At 63.1% G+C, this 17837-nt stretch carries 18 protein-coding genes and 1 pseudogene; 15 read left to right on the top strand and 4 right to left on the bottom strand.

The window, feature by feature from the left end; translation table 11 throughout:
- Nucleotides 1-50 precede the first annotated feature (50 nt).
- Nucleotides 51-914 carry a formyltetrahydrofolate deformylase gene (gene purU, locus IVA91_RS15080; RefSeq protein WP_247448964.1) on the top strand — a complete coding sequence of 288 codons (864 nt, stop codon included), beginning with the start codon at nucleotides 51-53 and terminating at the stop codon, nucleotides 912-914.
- Between the two features lie 111 nt (nucleotides 915-1025).
- On the opposite strand, the gene IVA91_RS15075 is transcribed toward purU, so the two are convergent.
- The gene (locus IVA91_RS15075; RefSeq protein ID WP_247422020.1) at nucleotides 1026-1310 is read right to left on the bottom strand and encodes a hypothetical protein; all 285 of its coding nucleotides are present in this window, start codon (nucleotides 1308-1310) and stop codon (nucleotides 1026-1028) included.
- A gap of 522 nt (nucleotides 1311-1832) precedes the next feature.
- On the opposite strand from IVA91_RS15075, the gene IVA91_RS15070 reads away from it, so the two are divergent.
- The 6 genes from IVA91_RS15070 to IVA91_RS15045 all read left to right on the top strand — a co-directional run bounded on the left by IVA91_RS15070 (nucleotide 1833) and on the right by IVA91_RS15045 (nucleotide 7817).
- Complete coding sequence (locus IVA91_RS15070; protein WP_247448963.1) at nucleotides 1833-3011, top strand: ABC transporter substrate-binding protein; 1179 nt, start codon at nucleotides 1833-1835, stop codon at nucleotides 3009-3011.
- A 239-nt stretch (nucleotides 3012-3250) separates the two neighbouring features.
- A complete protein-coding gene (locus IVA91_RS15065; protein ID WP_247458888.1) occupies nucleotides 3251-4120 on the top strand; it encodes a branched-chain amino acid ABC transporter permease in 870 nt (289 codons plus the stop codon).
- An 8-nt stretch (nucleotides 4121-4128) separates the two neighbouring features.
- Nucleotides 4129-5157 carry a branched-chain amino acid ABC transporter permease gene (locus IVA91_RS15060; protein WP_247278759.1) on the top strand — a complete coding sequence of 343 codons (1029 nt, stop codon included), beginning with the start codon at nucleotides 4129-4131 and terminating at the stop codon, nucleotides 5155-5157.
- Nucleotides 5154-5909, top strand: coding sequence for an ABC transporter ATP-binding protein (locus IVA91_RS15055; RefSeq protein WP_247448960.1), 756 nt, complete (start codon nucleotides 5154-5156; stop codon nucleotides 5907-5909). Before IVA91_RS15060 ends, IVA91_RS15055 begins: the two co-directional genes overlap by 4 nt.
- Nucleotides 5902-6618, top strand: coding sequence for an ABC transporter ATP-binding protein (locus tag IVA91_RS15050; protein ID WP_247448959.1), 717 nt, complete (start codon nucleotides 5902-5904; stop codon nucleotides 6616-6618). Before IVA91_RS15055 ends, IVA91_RS15050 begins: the two co-directional genes overlap by 8 nt.
- 80 nt (nucleotides 6619-6698) lie before the next feature.
- Nucleotides 6699-7817, top strand: coding sequence for a cobalamin-independent methionine synthase II family protein (locus IVA91_RS15045; protein ID WP_247448958.1), 1119 nt, complete (start codon nucleotides 6699-6701; stop codon nucleotides 7815-7817).
- 7 nt (nucleotides 7818-7824) lie between these two features.
- Here the strand turns inward: IVA91_RS15045 and IVA91_RS15040 are convergent, their stop codons facing one another.
- The 3 genes and pseudogenes from IVA91_RS15040 to IVA91_RS15030 form a co-directional block, all read right to left on the bottom strand.
- Nucleotides 7825-8394, bottom strand: coding sequence for a transposase (locus IVA91_RS15040; RefSeq protein WP_247448957.1), 570 nt, complete (start codon nucleotides 8392-8394; stop codon nucleotides 7825-7827).
- Nucleotides 8348-8605, bottom strand: a complete 258-nt coding sequence (locus IVA91_RS15035) for a hypothetical protein (protein WP_247458887.1) — start codon at nucleotides 8603-8605, stop codon at nucleotides 8348-8350. Before IVA91_RS15035 ends, IVA91_RS15040 begins: the two co-directional genes overlap by 47 nt.
- A gap of 349 nt (nucleotides 8606-8954) precedes the next feature.
- A pseudogene (locus IVA91_RS15030) lies at nucleotides 8955-9423 on the bottom strand (peptidase C14, caspase catalytic subunit p20); the annotation flags it as partial.
- A 176-nt stretch (nucleotides 9424-9599) separates the two neighbouring features.
- Between IVA91_RS15030 and IVA91_RS15025 the strand changes: the two are divergent.
- The 8 genes from IVA91_RS15025 (at nucleotide 9600) to IVA91_RS14990 (ending at nucleotide 17703) form a co-directional block, all read left to right on the top strand.
- Nucleotides 9600-10955, top strand: a complete 1356-nt coding sequence (locus IVA91_RS15025; RefSeq protein ID WP_247448978.1) for a hypothetical protein — start codon at nucleotides 9600-9602, stop codon at nucleotides 10953-10955.
- Between the two features lie 60 nt (nucleotides 10956-11015).
- Nucleotides 11016-12212, top strand: a complete 1197-nt coding sequence (gene metK / locus IVA91_RS15020; RefSeq protein ID WP_247278754.1) for a methionine adenosyltransferase — start codon at nucleotides 11016-11018, stop codon at nucleotides 12210-12212.
- Between the two features lie 128 nt (nucleotides 12213-12340).
- Nucleotides 12341-13762 (top strand): adenosylhomocysteinase, encoded by a 1422-nt coding sequence (gene ahcY, locus IVA91_RS15015; protein WP_247448955.1) that lies wholly within the window; start codon nucleotides 12341-12343, stop codon nucleotides 13760-13762.
- 164 nt (nucleotides 13763-13926) lie between these two features.
- Nucleotides 13927-14376 carry a hypothetical protein gene (locus IVA91_RS15010; protein WP_247458886.1) on the top strand — a complete coding sequence of 150 codons (450 nt, stop codon included), beginning with the start codon at nucleotides 13927-13929 and terminating at the stop codon, nucleotides 14374-14376.
- 15 nt (nucleotides 14377-14391) lie between these two features.
- Nucleotides 14392-15858, top strand: a complete 1467-nt coding sequence (locus tag IVA91_RS15005; protein ID WP_247448953.1) for an NAD(P)/FAD-dependent oxidoreductase — start codon at nucleotides 14392-14394, stop codon at nucleotides 15856-15858.
- Nucleotides 15859-16017: 159 nt separating this feature from the next.
- Nucleotides 16018-16173: a hypothetical protein gene (locus tag IVA91_RS15000; RefSeq protein WP_007612486.1), complete on the top strand. Its 156-nt coding sequence runs from the start codon at nucleotides 16018-16020 to the stop codon at nucleotides 16171-16173.
- A 128-nt stretch (nucleotides 16174-16301) separates the two neighbouring features.
- Complete coding sequence (locus IVA91_RS14995) at nucleotides 16302-17231, top strand: aspartyl/asparaginyl beta-hydroxylase domain-containing protein (RefSeq protein WP_247278751.1); 930 nt, start codon at nucleotides 16302-16304, stop codon at nucleotides 17229-17231.
- Between the two features lie 13 nt (nucleotides 17232-17244).
- Complete coding sequence (locus IVA91_RS14990; protein ID WP_247278750.1) at nucleotides 17245-17703, top strand: nuclear transport factor 2 family protein; 459 nt, start codon at nucleotides 17245-17247, stop codon at nucleotides 17701-17703.
- Nucleotides 17704-17837: the final 134 nt, after the last annotated feature.

Below are 17837 nucleotides of genomic sequence, written 5' to 3'. Positions count from 1 at the left end.
CAAATCGCAGCTAGTTCCGCGGGCCTTTGCCCAAACCTTCATCAAGAGACATGCCCGATCATCAATATGTCCTGACCCTGTCCTGTCCGGATCGCCCGGGCATCGTGTCGGCTGTGTCGACGTTCCTCGCCCACAATGGACAGAACATTCTCGACGCCCAGCAGTTCGACGATGTCGAGACCAAAAAGTTCTTCATGCGCGTGGTCTTCACCGCGGCCGATCTCGCCGTGGAGCTGTCGGCGCTCCAGACCGGCTTTGCGGCAATCGCCGAACGTTTCAGCATGGAATGGCAGATGCGCGACCGCGCCGCGCACCGCAAGGTCATGCTGCTGGTGTCGAAGTCCGACCACTGCCTGGTCGACATCCTCTATCGCTGGCGCACCGGCGAATTGCCGATGATTCCCACCGCGATCGTCTCCAACCATCCGCGCGAGGTCTATGCCCGGCTCGATTTCGGCGGCATTCCGTTCCATCATCTGCCGGTGACCAAGGAGACCAAGCGCGAGCAGGAGGCGCAGATCCTCGACCTCGTCGCCAGCACAGCCAGCGATCTCGTCGTGCTCGCCCGCTACATGCAGATCCTGTCGGACGATCTCTCGGCAAAACTGTCGGGGCGCTGTATCAACATTCACCACTCGTTCCTGCCGGGCTTCAAGGGCGCAAAGCCCTATCACCAGGCCCACGAGCGCGGCGTCAAGCTGATCGGCGCGACCGCGCATTACGTCACGCGTGATCTCGACGAGGGTCCGATCATCGACCAGGACGTCGAGCGCATCAGCCATCGCGATACGCCCGAAAACCTGGTCCGCAAGGGCCGGGACATCGAGCGCCGTGTGCTGGCCCGCGCGATCCGCTACCATCTCGACGACCGCGTCATCCTCAATGGCCGCAAGACCGTGGTGTTTGTGGATTGATGCGCTATCATCCCGGGGCGCCTCAAAGAGGCGAACCCGGTATCTCGAGATTCTCAGGTGCGCAACTGCGCGCCATGGTCCGATGCTGACGCATCGCCCCGGAATGACCGCCTACCGCAACGCGCTGCCTGACGAAGATCCCGTCGCGCCCTTCTGCGCCTGCTCTTCCTTTTCGCGATCGGCGGCGGGCATCAGCCGCTTGCGTTCGCGCTCCTTCATGTAGGCGTCGTATTGAGGGGTGCCCGGCCGGGGCGGGGCATCCGCCGGCAGGCCGCCGGCCCATTGCGGGACGTAGTCGCCCATGCCGGCAGAGAGTCTTTCGTTGACGGTGCCGCAGCCGGCCAGCCCCGCTGCGAGGGCAGCGAGGACGAGGACGGAACGAAGAATCTTGGGCATTGTATCGGTGCGCGCGCGTTCGGTCGTTGGACGCCGGACCGGGCCGGCGCGAGGAGAATAGCCTTCAACACGGTAAAATAGACTTATTCGAGGTGGGTATTTTATTACCGAGGAGTGTCGATCAAGGCCTCGCTGAGGTACACATTCTGCAAAAGAGAGCGAAATCCTCCATCCACGCAGTCCGTCGCGCTTCTAGACTGCCGGCCGAGGCTCGCGACAAAGTGGCGTGACCGAGCGCAACGAGTTTTCGTTGACAGGTACATTTTATTTGTACAATCGTACAAATGGCGATGGGCTCAATCTGGACGCTCGGGCAGCCGGCGTAATCCCGATGCCGCGTGCCGCCGTCGGCGATCGGAGCGTTCGGCTTGGGCCGAATGGTCGCCAAACGTCCGATTGACAATAAGGGCGCGAAAGACGCCATGTGGCGCGGCGACATGCGCGTGCGCGCTAAGGTAAAGGCAAGGACCGGGCACTCGGTTCGATGCACAAGAGGTCAGGAATGAAGGGGAGGGACATCTGATGTTCGAGCGCAAAACGTTTTCACGGACGGCAGCAGCGGCCGCCATCGCGGGCCTCGCCGCCATCGCGCCTGCGAAGGCGCAGGACGCCGTGAAGATCGGTCTGATTCTGCCGATGACCGGCGGCCAGGCCTCGACCGGCAAGCAGATCGAGAACGCGATCAAGCTCTACATGCAGCAGAAGGGCGACACCGTCGCCGGCAAGAAGATCGAGATCATCGTCAAGGATGACGCCGCGATTCCCGACAAGACGAAGACCGCCGCGCAGGAACTGATCGTCAACGACAAGGTCAGTTTCATCGCCGGCTTCGGCGTGACGCCCGCCGCGCTCGCGGCGGCGCCGCTCGCAACGCAGGCCAAGATTCCGGAAGTCGTCATGGCGGCCGGCACCTCCATCATCACCGAGCGTTCGCCCTACATCGTGCGAACCAGCTTCACGCTTGCGCAGTCCTCGACCATCATCGGCGATTGGGCGGTCAAGAACGGCATCAAGAAGGTGGCAACGCTGACCTCGGACTACGCGCCGGGTAATGACGCGCTGAACTTCTTCAAGCAGAATTTCACCGCCGGTGGCGGCGAGGTGGTCGAAGAGGTCAAGGTGCCGCTGCAAAACCCAGATTTCGCGCCGTTCCTCCAGCGCATGAAAGACGCCAAGCCTGACGCAATCTTCGTGTTCGTGCCGGCCGGCCAGGGCGGCAACTTCATGAAGCAGTATGCCGAGCGTGGTCTCGACAAGGCCGGCATCAAAGTGATCGGACCCGGCGATGTCACTGACGACGACCTGCTCAACAACATGGGCGACGCCGTGCTCGGCACGGTCACCGCGCATCTCTACTCCGCGGCGCATCCCTCGCAGATGAACAAGGATTTCGTTGCCGCTTACAAGAAAGCCTTCGGCAACCGTCCGGGCTTCATGGCGGTGAGCGGCTATGACGGCATCCACCTGATCTACGAAGCGCTGAAGAAGACGGGCGGCGACACCAACGGTGACAAGCTGGTCGAAGCCATGAAGGGACAGAAGTGGGAGAGCCCGCGCGGCCCGATCTCGATCGATCCCGAGACCCGCGACATCGTGCAGAACATCTACATCCGCAAGGTCGAGAAGGTCGACGGCGAGCTCTACAATGTCGAGTTCGCGACCTTCGAGGCCGTCAAGGATCTCGGCAAGACCAAGAAGTGATGCGCTCTTCTAAACCTCTCCCGCTTGCGGGAGAGCGTAGGCCAGCTTTGGTGGCCGTCCTATAAGAGACGCCGAGGCGAAGCCTCGGCTATCGCGAAGCGCCGGGTGAGGGCTCTTTCAAGTCGGGATTGTCCCGTTGCCGAGATACCCTCTCCCCAGCCCTCTCCCGCACGCGGGAGAGGGAGCAGAGCAGCCTACTCCGCTAGACCTGATACTTTCTCGACAACGATCTGCTCCCGATGACCGCAATCCTCACCAACCTGTTCGATGGCGTTGCCTACGGCATGCTGCTGTTCGTGCTCGGTTGCGGGCTTGCAGTCACGCTCGGCCTGATGAATTTCGTCAATCTTGCCCATGGCGCCTTCGCGATGGCCGGGGGCTATATCTGCATGGTACTGGTCAACCGGATGGGCTGGCCGTTCTTCGCCGCCCTGCCGCTCGCCTTCGTCTCCGCGGCCGCGATCGGCATTGCGCTCGAACGCACGCTCTACCGCCACCTCTATGCGCGCAGCCATCTCGACCAGGTTCTGTTCACCATCGGCCTGACCTTCATGTCGGTCGCGGCCGTCGACTACATTCAGGGATCCTCGCGCGTCTTCATCAATTTGCCGGCCGCGCTCCAGGGCCAGTTCGACGTGTTCGGCGTCGGCATCGGCCGCTACCGGCTGATGATCATTGTAATCTGCGGCTTGCTCACCATCGCTTTGCAGATGGTGCTGGCCAAGACCCGCTTCGGCAGCCGTCTGCGCGCCGCCGTTGACGATCCGCGCGCCGCCAGCGGTCTCGGCATCAACGTGCCGCAGGTGTTCGCGCTCACCTTTGCCTTTGGTTGCGGGCTCGCCGGCCTCGGCGGCGCGCTGAGCGCCGAGATCCTCGGCCTCGATCCGTACTTTCCCCTGAAGTTCATGATCTACTTCCTGATCGTGGTCACCGTCGGCGGCTCGTCCTCGATCACCGGTCCGTTTTTGGCCTCGCTCCTGCTCGGCATCGGCGACGTCGCCGGCAAATATTACGTGCCGAAGATGGGCCCCTTCGTGATCTACACCATGATGATCGTGATCCTGATCTGGCGCCCGAACGGCTTGTTCGGCCGCACGGCCGCGCGCTGAGTTTGCCGATGAGCGCCTCCTCCGACGTCGGTTATCACGCCCAGCGCCAGGCGCGCTGGCACTTTGGCGAAATCGCCTTCTGGCTCATCGTGCTGGCCTGCGGCTTCGCCTTCCCCACGCGCTATCTGATCATGACTGACATCCTGCGGCTGGCGCTGTTCACGATGTCGCTCGATCTCATCCTCGGCTATGCCGGTATCGTCTCGCTCGGCCATGCCGCATTCTTCGGCGTCGGCGCCTATGCCGCGGGGCTCCTCGCGCTGCACGGCATCATCAAAGAGCCCGTGCTGGCGCTCGTCGCGTCCGGCCTTGCCGCGATGGTGCTCGGCTTTGCCACCAGCTTCCTGGTGATCCGCGGCGTCGACCTGACCCGACTGATGGTGACGCTCGGCATCGCCCTGCTGCTGGAAGCACTGGCCGAGCGCTTCTCCAATATCACGGGTGGCACCGACGGCCTGCAAGGCATCGAGATGCAGCCGATCTTCGGCGAGATCCCGTTCGACATGTTCGGCAAAGCCGGCTTCTTCTACTCACTGGCTGTGCTGTTCCTCCTGTTCCTGTTCGCGCGCCGCGTCGTGCATTCGCCGTTCGGCCTGTCGCTACGTGCGATCAAGAACAATCCGCTGCGGGCCGCAGCGATCGGCATTCCGGTCAACCGCCGCTTGATCGCGATCTACACGCTGGCGGCTTTCTATGCCGGCATCGCAGGCGCACTGTTCACCCAGACCACCGCGATCGCCTCGCTCGACGTGTTTGCGTTCGAGCGCTCCGCCGATCTGATGCTGGTGCTCGTGATCGGCGGCACCGGCTATCTCTATGGCGGGCTGATCGGCGCGGTCGTGTTCCGCATGCTCCAGGAATTGTTCTCGACCATCACCCCGCAATATTGGCAGTTCTGGATCGGCCTCGTGCTGGTCGTGATCGTGCTGATCGGCCGCCAGCGCCTGCACCGCTGGGTACTTTATGTGCCGAACCTGATCATCAAGCAGGTGGCCGGGCGCAAGGCCGTTGTTGCTGTGCCGGAGAGCGACGCATGACTATCGCGCTCGAAACGAAGAATCTCGAAAAGCAGTTCGGCGGTCTGCGGGTCACCCGCGACCTGTCGCTCAAGGTCGAGCAGGGCGCCCGTCACGCGCTGATCGGCCCCAATGGCGCGGGCAAGACCACCGTCATCAACCAACTCACCGGCGTGCTCAAGCCGAACTCGGGCCGCATCGTGCTCGAAGGCCAGGACATCACGGATCTGCCCGTGCACAAGCGCGTGCTGCGCGGCCTGTCGCGCACCTTCCAGATCAATCAGCTCTATCCCGACCTGACCCCGCTCGAGACCATCGGCCTTGCCGTCTCCGAGCGCCTTGGCCATGGCGGCGACTGGTGGCGGCGGATGGGCACTCGCAGCGACGTCAATGGCGAAATTGCCGATCTGCTCACGCGCTTCCATCTGCTCGACGTCATGAACGAGCAGACCGTGACGCTGCCTTACGGTAAGCAGCGCCTGCTCGAGATTGCAGTCGCAATCGCGGCCAAGCCGCGCGTGCTGCTGCTGGACGAGCCTGCCGCCGGCGTGCCCGAGAGCGAGCGCCACGACATTCTGGCGGTCGTCGGCGCGCTGCCGCGCGACGTCACTGTACTCTTGATCGAGCACGACATGGACCTCGTGTTCTCCTTTGCCGACCGTATCTCGGTGCTGGTCTCGGGCGCGCTGCTCACGGAGGGGCCGCCCGAACAGGTCGCGCGCGATCCGCAGGTCAAGGCAGTCTATCTCGGCGAGGAGGCGGTCAATGTCTGACCTGCTCGCGATCGACGCGCTTCGCGCCGGCTATGGCGAAGCCGTGGTGCTGCCCAACATGTCCTTGCGCCTCGCCGAGGGGCAGGTGCTGGCGCTGCTCGGCCGCAACGGCACCGGCAAGACCACGCTGATCAATTCCATCGTCGGCGTCACCCGCCGCTTCTCCGGCTCGATCGCGCTCGCCGGGGTCGACGTCACGGCCATGCGGCCGGACCAGCGCGCGCGCGCCGGGATTGGCTGGGTGCCACAGGAGCGCAATATCTTCCGCTCGCTCACGGTCGAGGAGAACATGACCGCGGTGGCGCAGCCCGGCCCATGGACGGTCCAGAAGGTCTACGAGATGTTCCCGCGGCTGAAGGAGCGGCGCAGCAATTTTGGCAACCAGCTCTCCGGCGGCGAGCAGCAGATGCTGGCGATCGGCCGCGCGCTGACCCTCAATCCGAAAGTCCTGCTGCTGGACGAACCGACCGAGGGCCTCGCCCCCATCATCGTCGAGGAGCTGCTCAAGGCGATCGGCACCATTACCCGGGCGGGCGGCATCTGCTCGATCATCGTCGAGCAGAATGCGCAAAAGATTCTGGGGCTGGCCGACCGCGTTGTGATATTGGAGCGCGGAACGATCGTCCACGACGCCCCGAGCGCCGCGCTGAAGGCCGACCCCTCGGTCCTGGAGCGTCACCTCGGCGTCGCCGGGGCGGCGGCCCACTAACTTGTCCGACGCGTTTTCTTAACGTGAACCGGTAGCCACTTCGCTTGAAAACGCGATAGAAAATATCCCGGGAGTAACAAATGCAGCGAACCAAAGCCCCCTTCCGCGCCGACGAGGTCGGCAGCCTTCTGCGTCCGGCCAAGATCAAGGAAGCGCGCAGCCGTCTCGAGAAGGGCGAGATCTCGGCCGACGATCTGCGCAAGATCGAGGACATGGAGATCGAGAAGGTCGTGCACAAGCAGGCTTCGATCGGGCTCAAGCTCGCGACCGACGGCGAATTCCGCCGCTCCTGGTGGCATTTCGACTTCCTGGCCAAGCTCACCGGCTGCGAGCTGTTCCACCCCGACACCGGCATCCAGTTTGCGGGCGTGGAGACGCGCCATGATGCGGTTCGTGTGGTCGGCAAGCTCGACTTCCCCGACAACCACCCGATGCTGGATCATTTCCGCTTCCTGAAGAAGTATGCCGACCAGGCCCACGTCACCGCCAAGATGACGATCCCGTCGCCGGCGGTGCTGCATTTCCGCGGCGGCCGCAAGTCGATCTCCAAGGAGGTCTATCCCGATCTCGACGCCTTCTACGAGGACCTCGGCAAGACCTACCGCAAGGCGGTGAAGGCGTTCTACGACGCCGGCTGCCGCTATCTCCAGTTCGACGACACCGTCTGGGCCTATCTCTGCTCGCAGGACGAACTGCAGAAGGCGCGCGAGCGCGGCGACAATCCGGACGGCCTCCAGCAGATCTATGCCCGTATCATCAACTACGCGCTGGCCGAGAAGCCCGCCGACATGGTGGTGACGACGCATGTCTGCCGCGGCAACTTCCGTTCGACCTGGATCTCCTCGGGCGGCTACGAGCCGGTTGCCGAGACCATGCTCGCCGGTACCAATTACGACGGCTATTTCCTCGAATACGACAGTGACCGCGCCGGCGGCTTCGAGCCGCTGCGCTTCCTGCCCAAGGGCGACAAGGTCGTCGTGGTCGGTGTCATCACCTCGAAGTTCGGCGAGCTCGAGAAGAAGGACGACATCAAGCGCCGCCTGGAAGAAGCCGCCAAGTTCGCCCCGCTGGAGCAGCTCGCGCTGTCGCCGCAATGCGGCTTCGCCTCGACCGAGGAGGGCAACATCCTCTCCGAGGAAGAGCAATGGGCCAAGCTCAGCCTCGCGGTCGAGATCGCGAAGGAAGTGTGGGGCCGGTAAGGCCCCATTAGCTCCGCTGTCGACCTGTAGCCGCGTGCCCCCGCTGCTTGCCGCTCTCGCGGGTGTGTGGGGCAAGGCCGCACAGCGCCGCAATTTTCTTGCGCGACAGGTGCCCAAGCTCCGGCAGTTCCGCGATCAACGTCTCGGCAATGATGGGACCGACACCGCAGAACGTCTGCATACGCCGGCTGTTCTCGGCCTGCGTTGAAGCAATCCGTTCGGCAATGGCCGTCTCAACAGCAGCAAGCGAGCGCTCAAGAGCGGCGATAACCTGCTGCAAACTCTCGCTGACGATGGCGCAGTCCGCCAAATCGCGGCGGCAAGTCTCGGCATGCAATAGGTCCTGCAACTGCCGGCGCCGCGCCGCGAGTTCTCGCAAGGCCTCATCGGCTTCCGGAACCGGCGCGAGGTCGCGGCGGGCAAGCTCCTCGGCAGCGAAGTCAGCCAGTAATCTGGCGTCGATACGGTCCGTCTTCGCTCTGATGCCTCGCCGCCTGCGGTATGCGACCACTTCGTTCAGGTGCACTTGCTTAGAGGCAACTTGCGCCCGGCTGAGACAATGGCGCAGGTCGCTCATCGCCGCCTGTTGGCTCGAAAGCGACCAGGCCGATTGACCCAGGGCCGGTCTCGGCCAGCCAACCGTCAATTGCCTGCTCATTGTTGCTGATCCGTCTGACGCGACGTTCGCCGGCGACGGCGACGTCGATCCATTCCTTGGCGACATCTATCCCGATCATCATCTTGCCCATGCTGCTGATCTCCGACAGAATATGGATCTTGGTCAGCACGCTGGATTGCAATGCGGGCTCAGGCCCTTTCTACCGTACGCGTGTCAGACCGTAAGGCCGGCGGTCCCAAGATTCCCACGGTCTCACAGGACCCATCCAGTAATCGGGAGGCCGCCGGCGCCCCATCCTTGAGGAGGATGGCGACACAATCATGCAATCCAGTACGCCGCGGCTTCTCCTTATCTATCGCCGTCACCGCAATACTGGATCGTCCGGTCAAGGCCGAGCGATGACAGCTGAGTTGGGCGATAGCGCATCGTCGCTTCGCCGCCAGGTAGACCTCGCCCAGCAGACGAGGAGTTCGACCACGGCACCTGATTGTTCTTCGTGATCGAGACCACCTCGGTCCGAACGAGAACGCCGACTTCGGGTCGGCCTTGATTGACCTGTCGTAATCGGCAATGGCATAGTCACGCTTGCCGCGTCAGGCATTGCCTGCCGCGATGTGGAAGATGATGCCGCTGGGCGGGCCGAGCTTCAGCGCGCCGAATCCGCGATCGCGATCTCGTACTCGCCTTTGTCGTAATAGGCCGATCCCCGCAAGTTGTAGACCGCCTGGCCGTCTGGAGCCGGATCGCTTCCGTGCTGTCGGCGACGAACTTGGCGTGCCGCCCTTCTTGTTCCACGCGACCGCACGCCGGAAGTCTCGTCCCTGAACACCTTCAGCGCGATGATCCTGTGCGGGCGTCGACAATCCGGTCTGCCGGCGTCGTCTCGCTCGTGCAGAGTGGACCGAGCTGATTGCGCGCCTGCCCCAAGGCGGGCGCGGACCACGGCGCACGTGTGAACAGGCAGAGCGCGACGAGCAGGCGGCGCATGGCGATGGTCTCGTGAGAGGGGAAGCGCTGGTTTGTTGTCCGGCGTGGCGCAGGGGTTCACGCTTTCCGCCCTGGCGCACCCGGCAAACCCGCGGCGGCTCGATCCGCTATTCCATGAGTGGGCAGACTTTGCTAGGTTGTGTGACCCATCCCGTCTGCCCAACGCTTTCCCACTGATGAAAAACGACGAAATCCTGAGCCAAATCACCGAGTTCTGCCGCAAGGCGGATATGGCGGAATCGACCTTCGGCCGCCGCGCGGTGAACGATGGGAAGCTGGTGCACCGCCTGCGCGAGGGCAAGCGCATCACCATCGACACGCTGGAGCGGATCCAGGCCTATATGGCCGCATCGATGGCCGGCGGCGTGCCGCCGCCGCGGGGACTTCAGGTGCCGCCGGAAAAACGCGACCCGCGCGGCAATTTCCGTTTCTTCGAGAACCGTCAGAAATACCTGCTGTTCGTCCACACCTGCAGCGAGAAGCGGGTGATCGCGGACAGGGTTACCCTGGAGCTAAGCTCCATCCACCCGCGCCCGCCGGCGCTGCGCCTGTTCGACGCCGGCGTCGGCGACGGTACGGTGCTGGCGCGGGTGCTGCGCGCAACGCACCAGCGCTTTCCGCACATGCCGTTCTATGTCGCGGGCAAGGAGCTCAGCCTCGAGGACCTGCGCCTGACGCTGGAGAAGGTGCCGGATCGCATTTTCGAGCATCCGGCGTCGGTGTTCGTCTTCACCAACATGTTCTACGCCGAGGCGCCCTGGCTCACGCCGGCATCGCCTGCGGCGGCGGCGGCCACCGTCTGGCACGAAGTGCCGCTCCGCGGCGCTTCATCGGGCGAGTTCGAGCAGCAGATCGCGGAGCTGAGGCCGTTTTTGGAGCAGAATTGGCGCGCTGCGATTAGCCCGCGCACGGCCATGCCGCTCTATGAGCGACCCGTCGTCCTCGTGCTCTATCGCGAGGACCATAGGTTCCTGTTGGATTCGACCATTCCGCGGCCGGGACAGGCCGAGGCCAATTTCGACCTCGTCATCGCATCACAGCCCTACCGGGCCCTGTCCTCGGTCAATTTCCGGGCCAAGCGGATCATTGCACCGCTGGCGCGGGCGCTCCGGCCTGGCGGCCGGCTGATCGGAATTCACTCCCACGGCCAGGATCCGGGCATGGAAATGATCCAGGCGATCTGGCCTGGAGAAAATCCTTTCTCAGTCAGCCGTCATGAGCTACTGCGTGCAGTTAAGTATGAACTTGGATCAGTGGGCCGCGACTTAAATTTTAATGCCTACGCGGATAACCGTTCGATCTTCAGGTATGATATGGAAGCGCTGCCCAACGAGGTCACCGGCACCATCGGTACCTCGACGGCCTTTGCAGCGTGGAATGCGGCGGTGTATGTCGCTCAGATTGAGGACGACCGGTTGACTGAAATGACTCAAAACGGCCGCACTCTGGATGCCGCCAGGGACGTGCTGCGAAAGTACAATGGGCTCTGGTTTCTCGACGAATCCTACGTCATCTCGCGTCGGCGTGATTGACATCATCAAAAGTAAACATCGCAAACGCCCGCCGGCTAATGGCGGAACAAGGGGTTACTGATGCGCGCGTCCTATCTCTTCACCAGTGAGTCCGTGTCCGAGGGTCATCCGGACAAGGTCTGCGACCGGATCTCCGATGAGATTGTCGACCTGTTCTATCGTGAAGGGCCGAAGGCGGGCATTGACCCCTGGCAGATTCGCGCCGCCTGCGAGACGCTGGCCACCACCAACAAGGTTGTGATCGCCGGCGAGACCCGCGGTCCGAAGTCGGTGACAAACGAGCAGATCGAGAGCGTCGTCCGCGGCGCGATCAAGGACATCGGCTACGAGCAGGACGGCTTCCACTGGAAGACCTGCGACATCGAGATCCTCTTGCATCCGCAATCGGCCGACATCGCGCAGGGCGTCGACGCGCTGCAGCCGGGCGAGGTCAAGGAAGAAGGCGCGGGCGACCAGGGCATCATGTTCGGCTACGCCACCAACGAGACGCCCGACCTGATGCCGGCGCCGATCTTCTACGCCCACAAGATCCTCCGCCTCATCTCCGAAGCGCGCCACTCCGGCCGCGAGAAGGTGTTGGGCCCGGATTCCAAGAGCCAGGTCACCGTGCAATACGAGAACGGCAAGCCGGTCGGCGTGCGCGAGATCGTGGTGTCGCACCAGCATCTGGTCGAGGATCTCACCTCCAAGCAGGTGCGCGACATCGTCGAGCCCTATGTGCGCGAGGCGCTGCCGAAGGACTGGATCACGCCGAAGACGATCTGGCACATCAACCCGACCGGCAAGTTCTACATCGGCGGCCCCGACGGCGACTCCGGCCTGACCGGCCGCAAGATCATCGTCGACACCTATGGCGGCGCGGCCCCGCATGGCGGCGGCGCGTTCTCCGGCAAGGATCCGACCAAGGTCGACCGCTCCGCGGCCTATGCCGCGCGCTATGTCGCCAAGAACGTCGTTGCCGCCGGTCTTGCCGACCGCTGCACGCTCCAGCTCGCCTATGCCATCGGCGTGGCACGTCCGCTGTCGATCTACATCGACACCCACGGCACCGGTAAGGTGTCGGAGGACCAGCTCGAGAAGGCCGTCGCTAAAGCGATGGATCTCACGCCGCGCGGCATCCGCAGCCATCTCGACCTCAACCGCCCGATCTACGCGCGCACCTCGGCCTACGGCCATTTCGGCCGCACGCCCGACAATGAGGGCGGCTTCTCCTGGGAGAAGACCGACCTCGTCGAGCCGCTCAAGCGCGCGCTCTAGTTTTACGCCTCATCCTGGGCGCGCCCGCAACGCGAGCGAAGCCGGGAACCTTATCCATCACATCGAGATGCCGGGTCCGCCTCTTTGGGCCACCCGGAATGACGAGTTCAACAAACAGGACACTCGCAATGAACGCGAAGCCCGGCTTCACCGATTACATCGTCAAGGACATTTCGCTGGCCGATTTCGGCCGCAAGGAAATCTCGCTCGCCGAGACCGAGATGCCCGGCCTGATGGCCACCCGCGAGGAGTACGGCCCGAAGCAGCCGCTCAAGGGCGCGCGCATCGCAGGCTCCTTGCACATGACGATCCAGACCGCGGTGCTGATCGAGACGCTGGCCGCGCTCGGCGCCGACATCCGCTGGGTCTCCTGCAACATCTATTCGACCCAGGACCACGCCGCCGCCGCGATCGCGGCCGCCGGCATTCCCGTCTTCGCCGTCAAGGGCGAGACGCTGACCGAGTACTGGGACTACACCGCAAAATTGTTCGACTGGCATGGCGGCGGCACGCCCAACATGATCCTCGATGACGGCGGCGACGCCACCATGCTGGTGCATGCCGGCGTCCGCGCCGAGAACGGCGACACCGCCTTCCTCGACAAGCCTGCTTCGGAGGAAGAGGAGATCTTCTATGCGCTGGTCAAGCGCCTGCTGAAGGAAAAGCCCAAGGGCTACTTTGGCGAGATCGCCAAGAATATCAAGGGCGTCTCGGAAGAGACGACGACGGGCGTGCATCGCCTCTACGAGATGGCCAACAAGGGCACGCTGCTGTTCCCGGCGATCAACGTCAACGACAGCGTCACCAAGTCGAAGTTCGACAACCTGTATGGCTGCCGTGAATCACTGGTCGACGGCATCCGTCGCGGCACCGACGTGATGCTGTCGGGCAAGGTCGCCATGGTTGCGGGCTTCGGCGACGTCGGCAAGGGCTCGGCCGCTTCGCTCCGCCAGGCCGGCTGCCGCGTGATGGTTTCCGAAGTCGATCCGATCTGCGCGCTGCAGGCCGCGATGGAAGGCTACGAGGTCGTGACCATGGAAGACGCCGCGCCCCGCGCCGACATCTTCGTCACCGCCACCGGCAACAAGGACATCATCACCATCGAGCATATGCGCGCGATGAAGGATCGCGCCATCGTCTGCAACATCGGCCACTTCGACAACGAGATCCAGATCGCGTCGCTGCGTAACCTGAAATGGACCAACATCAAGCCGCAGGTCGACGAGATCGAATTCCCCGACAATCACCGCATCATCCTGCTGTCGGAGGGCCGCCTCGTGAACCTCGGCAATGCGATGGGCCATCCGTCCTTCGTGATGTCGGCGTCGTTCACCAACCAGACGCTGGCGCAGATCGAGCTGTTCGCCAACAACAAGGACGGCAAGTACGAGAAGAAGGTCTACGTGCTGCCCAAGACGCTCGACGAGAAGGTCGCGCGCCTGCACCTCGCCAAGATCGGCGTCAAGCTCACCGAGCTGCGCAAGGACCAGGCCGACTACATCGGCGTGAAGCCGGAAGGACCGTACAAGTCGGACCACTACCGGTACTGATCTGACGTGATTGCGACACCAGGGCCCCGGAGCGATCCGGGGCCTATTTTTTGTGGTCGCCTCTGTGATACGCTCGCAGGTAGAGCCGCAACAAGCCCGCCACTTTTTGCAGCGGGCGGCCTTTTTTCCGACGTTCATTGTCAAAATGCATATGGAGGAATGCGATGTCCAGCGAAGCCAACGTTCAGCTGTTGAAGGAAGCCTATCGCCAGTGGAACGACAGCAAGGGCCAAAGCGTCGACTATTGGTTCGACAACGTCATCGGCCCGCAGATCAAGTTCGATTCGCTTCCGCGGGGAGCCGAGCCGGTACCTTTCGCCAGGCGTTATGACGACCGGACCGAGCTGCGCGGCTATTTCGACGGCCTGCTTGCTGACTGGAGCATGGAGTACTACACGATGAACGAATACGTTGCGCAGGGCGATGCCGTCGTTGCGCGGCGAATGCGCATGGACGAACAAGAAGACCGGAAAGGTCGCGCAGACGCCGAAGGTCGATTTCTGGCGCTTCAAGGACGGCAAGGCGGTCGAGTACCACGAGTTCTTCGATACCGCCTGCGTGGCCGCTGCTGCGGCCTGACGGTTGCAATTTGCCGCGGCGCTGCCATCCTCTGAGCGGGGAGAACCGCCGTGGCTGAAGCCAAAGAACATTTCGACGTGCTGATCGTCGGTGCCGGCCTATCCGGCATTGGCGCGGGCTATCATTTGCAGACCAAGTGCCCGACGAAGAGCTACGTCATCCTGGAGGGACGCGACTGCATCGGCGGCACCTGGGACCTGTTCCGCTATCCCGGCATCCGATCCGACAGCGACATGTTCACGCTGGGCTATTCCTTCAAGCCGTGGACCGATCCTAAGGCGATCGCCGACGGGCCGCAGATCCTGAACTATGTGCGCGAGACCGCCGCCGAGAACGGCATCGAGAAGCACATCCGCTTCAGTCATCGCGTCAAGCGCGCATCGTGGTCGACGCCGAAGGCGCGCTGGACCGTTGAGGCCGAGCGCACAACAGGCGAGGGCGCAACCGAGTTCGTGCGCTTCACCTGCAATTTCCTGTTCATGTGCTCGGGCTATTACAAATACGAGGCGGGCTACACCCCGGAGTTCAATGGCACGGCGGATTTCCAGGGCCGCATCGTGCATCCGCAGAAATGGACTGAGGACATCGACTATTCGGGCAAGCGCGTCGTCGTGATAGGCTCGGGCGCGACGGCGGTGACGCTGGTGCCGGAGCTCGCCAAGAGAGCGGCGCAGGTCACCATGCTGCAGCGCTCGCCGACCTATGTGGTGTCGCGTCCCGCGCACGATCCCTTCGCCAACAAGCTGCGTCGTAATTTGCCGGCGCGGCTCGCTTATCACCTGATCCGCTGGCGCAATGTGATGTGGGGGATGTTCTTCTTCCAGCTCAGCCGGCGCCGGCCCGCGAAAGTGAAGGACCTCATTCTCAAGGGCATCAGAAACGCGCTGGGGCCCGACTACGATGTCGCGACCCATTTCACGCCGCGCTACAATCCCTGGGACCAGCGGCTGTGCCTCGTACCGTACGGCGACTTGTTCAAGGCGATCCGCGAGCAGCGCGCCTCCGTCGTCACCAATGAGATCGATACCTTCACGCGCGATGGCATCCGCCTGAAGGACGGCCGCGAACTTGCCGCCGACATCATCGTGACGGCGACTGGCTTGGTGCTCCAGGTCGTCGGCGGGCTCGAGATCAGCGTCGATGGCCGCGCCGTCGATTTCGCCAACACGCTGACTTACAAGGGCATGATGTATGCCGACGTGCCGAACATGGCCTCGGCGTTCGGTTACACCAACGCGTCGTGGACGCTGAAATGCGATCTCACCTGCGAATATGTCTGCCGGCTCATCAACTACATGGACCGGCACAATTTCCGTCAGTGCATGCCGCACAATGACGATGCCACGATCAGCGCCCAGCCGTCGCTCGACTTCAGTTCGGGTTATGTGCAGCGCTCGATCGCCAGGATGCCGAAGCAAGGCTCGAAGCGGCCGTGGCGGCTGTATCAGAACTACGCACTCGACATCGTCTCGCTGCGCTTCGGGCGGATCGACGACGGCGTGATGCGATATTCCTGACCCTGCCGCTGCTGCGGCGGGTGTCCCTTTCGAGGTGAGCGCGGTGGCGCGATCGCCGCCGGGTTGAGCCTGGCGCAGACCGCACGGTTAACGCCGGCTTAACCGATTGAGTCCTAGCCTGTCTCGGCCGGGGTTACTCGCAAGGCCGAGGTGAGCCCAATGGAAGCCCAGAGAATTGCGGTCGACGCCGTCGTCGCGCTGACCGATTGCGACCGCGACGCCGTCATCGCCTTCATCCGCCGTCTCTATCTCGCCGGCGTCACCGACCCCAAACGCCTGACCTTCAAAGGGCTCCAGGCGCTATCGCGGGCGTGACTGCGTCTCCGTCAGGTTCCATGCTCCCGCTCGCGCCAGTGTGAGTGCAACCCAGCGGTGAATATCTTGCCGCCCCGGTCGGGTCGGGATAGATGACGTCCCCGGCTGGGTCACTGGGGAACGGGGATATGCTGAAACAGCTTTTTGCGCCGCAACTTGTTATCCTTTATGTGCTGGTCGTCTCGACGATTTACGTCCACTTCCGCGGCAAGCAGCGGCTGCGCTTCGCGCGCCAGCTCGGCGACCACTCGACCTATCTCGCGCCCTACAATGTGTTGATGTATGTCGGCTCGGCCGTACCCAACAAGCCGGTGATCTCGGTCGATCAGTTTCCCGAGCTGAAGCTGCTGAGCGAGAACTGGGAGATCATCCGCGACGAGGCGGTGCGCCTGTTCGACGAAGGTTTTATTCGCGCGGCCGCCAACAACAACGACTGGGGCTTCTACTCTTTCTTCAAGAGCGGCTGGAAGCGGTTCTACCTGAAATGGTACGACGATTTCCTGCCGTCGGCGCGCACGCTCTGCCCGAAGACGGTGGAGCTGCTCAACGCGATCCCGAGCGTGCACGGCGCGATGTTCGCGATGCTGCCGCCGGGCGGCAAGCTCGGCGCCCATCGCGATCCGTTCGCGGGCTCGCTGCGCTATCACCTCGGCCTCGTCACGCCGAACTCGAACAAGTGCCGCATCCTGGTCGACGGTGTCGAATGCGTCTGGCGCGACGGGGAAGCCTTTATGTTCGACGAGACCTTCATCCACAGCGCCGAGAATGCGACCGACGTCAACCGCATCATCCTGTTCTGCGACGTCGAGCGGCCGATGAAGTTCGGCTTCATGACCGCCATCAACCGCTGGGTCAGCCACCACATCGTCAAGGCGTCGGCGACCCAGAACGTCGACGGCGAGAATGTCGGCGTGCTCAACAAGTTGTTCGGCAAGCTCTACGAGATCCACCTCGCCAGCCGCAAGGTCAAGGAATGGAACCGCAACGTCTACTACACGCTGAAATATTCGCTGACGGCCCTGATCCTCGGCCTCATCGTGCTGTCGGCTCTGCGGTGATCAGGGCGTCGCGATGAGCCCCTTGCCGGTCGCGAATACGGAGATCGTGCAGTTCTTCCGCCACTGGCTGGAAAGTTTTGCCGGCTATGTCCGGGAGGTTGATTACGCTTCGGCGCGGCCGCTCTTCCATCCGGACGTGCTTGCCTTCGGCACGCATAACGACGTCATCCCTGGTCTTGATCAGTGGGTCTCGACGCAGTGGAATAACGTCTGGCCCAAGACGACCGATTTCCGTTTCGTCCTCGAGCAGATCTCCGTTCTGGCATCAGCCGATGGCACGATGGCGACTGTGATCGCGCCATGGGCGAGCACGGGTTATCATCCCGATGGCAGCCCCTTCCCACGCCCCGGCCGGGCGACGATGGTGTTTGCCAGGAATGGCGAAACGTGGCTGTGCGTGCATTCCCACATGTCGCTCAATCGCGGTGTGCCGCAGGCAAGCCACGCCAATCGGCCCGTGAAGGCTTGGTAGCGCCAAGCCATCCGGCAGCGTGCGCCGCGGCTTTATTGGCCGACTAAAGTTTTACACTCTCGTTCCACCTCGGCCGGAACCCTTGGAACCTGATCTCGTTTGCTCCTCAAGGAACAACCGGTGAAAAATACGCA

The organism is Bradyrhizobium sp. 153 (genome assembly GCF_023073835.1).
Taxonomy (GTDB): domain Bacteria; phylum Pseudomonadota; class Alphaproteobacteria; order Rhizobiales; family Xanthobacteraceae; genus Bradyrhizobium.
Note: the sequence above shows the minus strand (reverse complement) of the source record. Positions and strands in the feature narration are given on the sequence as shown.

What these genes read in the sequence shown, in the direction of transcription:
- metK (WP_247278754.1), top strand. Translation starts at nt 11,016, where the DNA reads ATGCGCGCGTCCTATCTCTTCACCAGTGAGTCCGTGTCCGAGGGTCAT.
- IVA91_RS14990 (WP_247278750.1), top strand. Translation starts at nt 17,245, where the DNA reads ATGAGCCCCTTGCCGGTCGCGAATACGGAGATCGTGCAGTTCTTCCGC.
- ahcY (WP_247448955.1), top strand. Translation starts at nt 12,341, where the DNA reads ATGAACGCGAAGCCCGGCTTCACCGATTACATCGTCAAGGACATTTCG.
- IVA91_RS15010 (WP_247458886.1), top strand. Translation starts at nt 13,927, where the DNA reads ATGTCCAGCGAAGCCAACGTTCAGCTGTTGAAGGAAGCCTATCGCCAG.
- IVA91_RS15055 (WP_247448960.1), top strand. Translation starts at nt 5,154, where the DNA reads ATGACTATCGCGCTCGAAACGAAGAATCTCGAAAAGCAGTTCGGCGGT.
- purU (WP_247448964.1), top strand. Translation starts at nt 51, where the DNA reads ATGCCCGATCATCAATATGTCCTGACCCTGTCCTGTCCGGATCGCCCG.
- IVA91_RS15025 (WP_247448978.1), top strand. Translation starts at nt 9,600, where the DNA reads ATGAAAAACGACGAAATCCTGAGCCAAATCACCGAGTTCTGCCGCAAG.
- IVA91_RS14995 (WP_247278751.1), top strand. Translation starts at nt 16,302, where the DNA reads ATGCTGAAACAGCTTTTTGCGCCGCAACTTGTTATCCTTTATGTGCTG.
- IVA91_RS15045 (WP_247448958.1), top strand. Translation starts at nt 6,699, where the DNA reads ATGCAGCGAACCAAAGCCCCCTTCCGCGCCGACGAGGTCGGCAGCCTT.
- IVA91_RS15060 (WP_247278759.1), top strand. Translation starts at nt 4,129, where the DNA reads ATGAGCGCCTCCTCCGACGTCGGTTATCACGCCCAGCGCCAGGCGCGC.
- IVA91_RS15075 (WP_247422020.1), bottom strand. Translation starts at nt 1,310, where the DNA reads ATGCCCAAGATTCTTCGTTCCGTCCTCGTCCTCGCTGCCCTCGCAGCG.
- IVA91_RS15070 (WP_247448963.1), top strand. Translation starts at nt 1,833, where the DNA reads ATGTTCGAGCGCAAAACGTTTTCACGGACGGCAGCAGCGGCCGCCATC.
- IVA91_RS15040 (WP_247448957.1), bottom strand. Translation starts at nt 8,394, where the DNA reads ATGAGCGACCTGCGCCATTGTCTCAGCCGGGCGCAAGTTGCCTCTAAG.
- IVA91_RS15065 (WP_247458888.1), top strand. Translation starts at nt 3,251, where the DNA reads ATGACCGCAATCCTCACCAACCTGTTCGATGGCGTTGCCTACGGCATG.
- IVA91_RS15050 (WP_247448959.1), top strand. Translation starts at nt 5,902, where the DNA reads ATGTCTGACCTGCTCGCGATCGACGCGCTTCGCGCCGGCTATGGCGAA.
- IVA91_RS15000 (WP_007612486.1), top strand. Translation starts at nt 16,018, where the DNA reads ATGGAAGCCCAGAGAATTGCGGTCGACGCCGTCGTCGCGCTGACCGAT.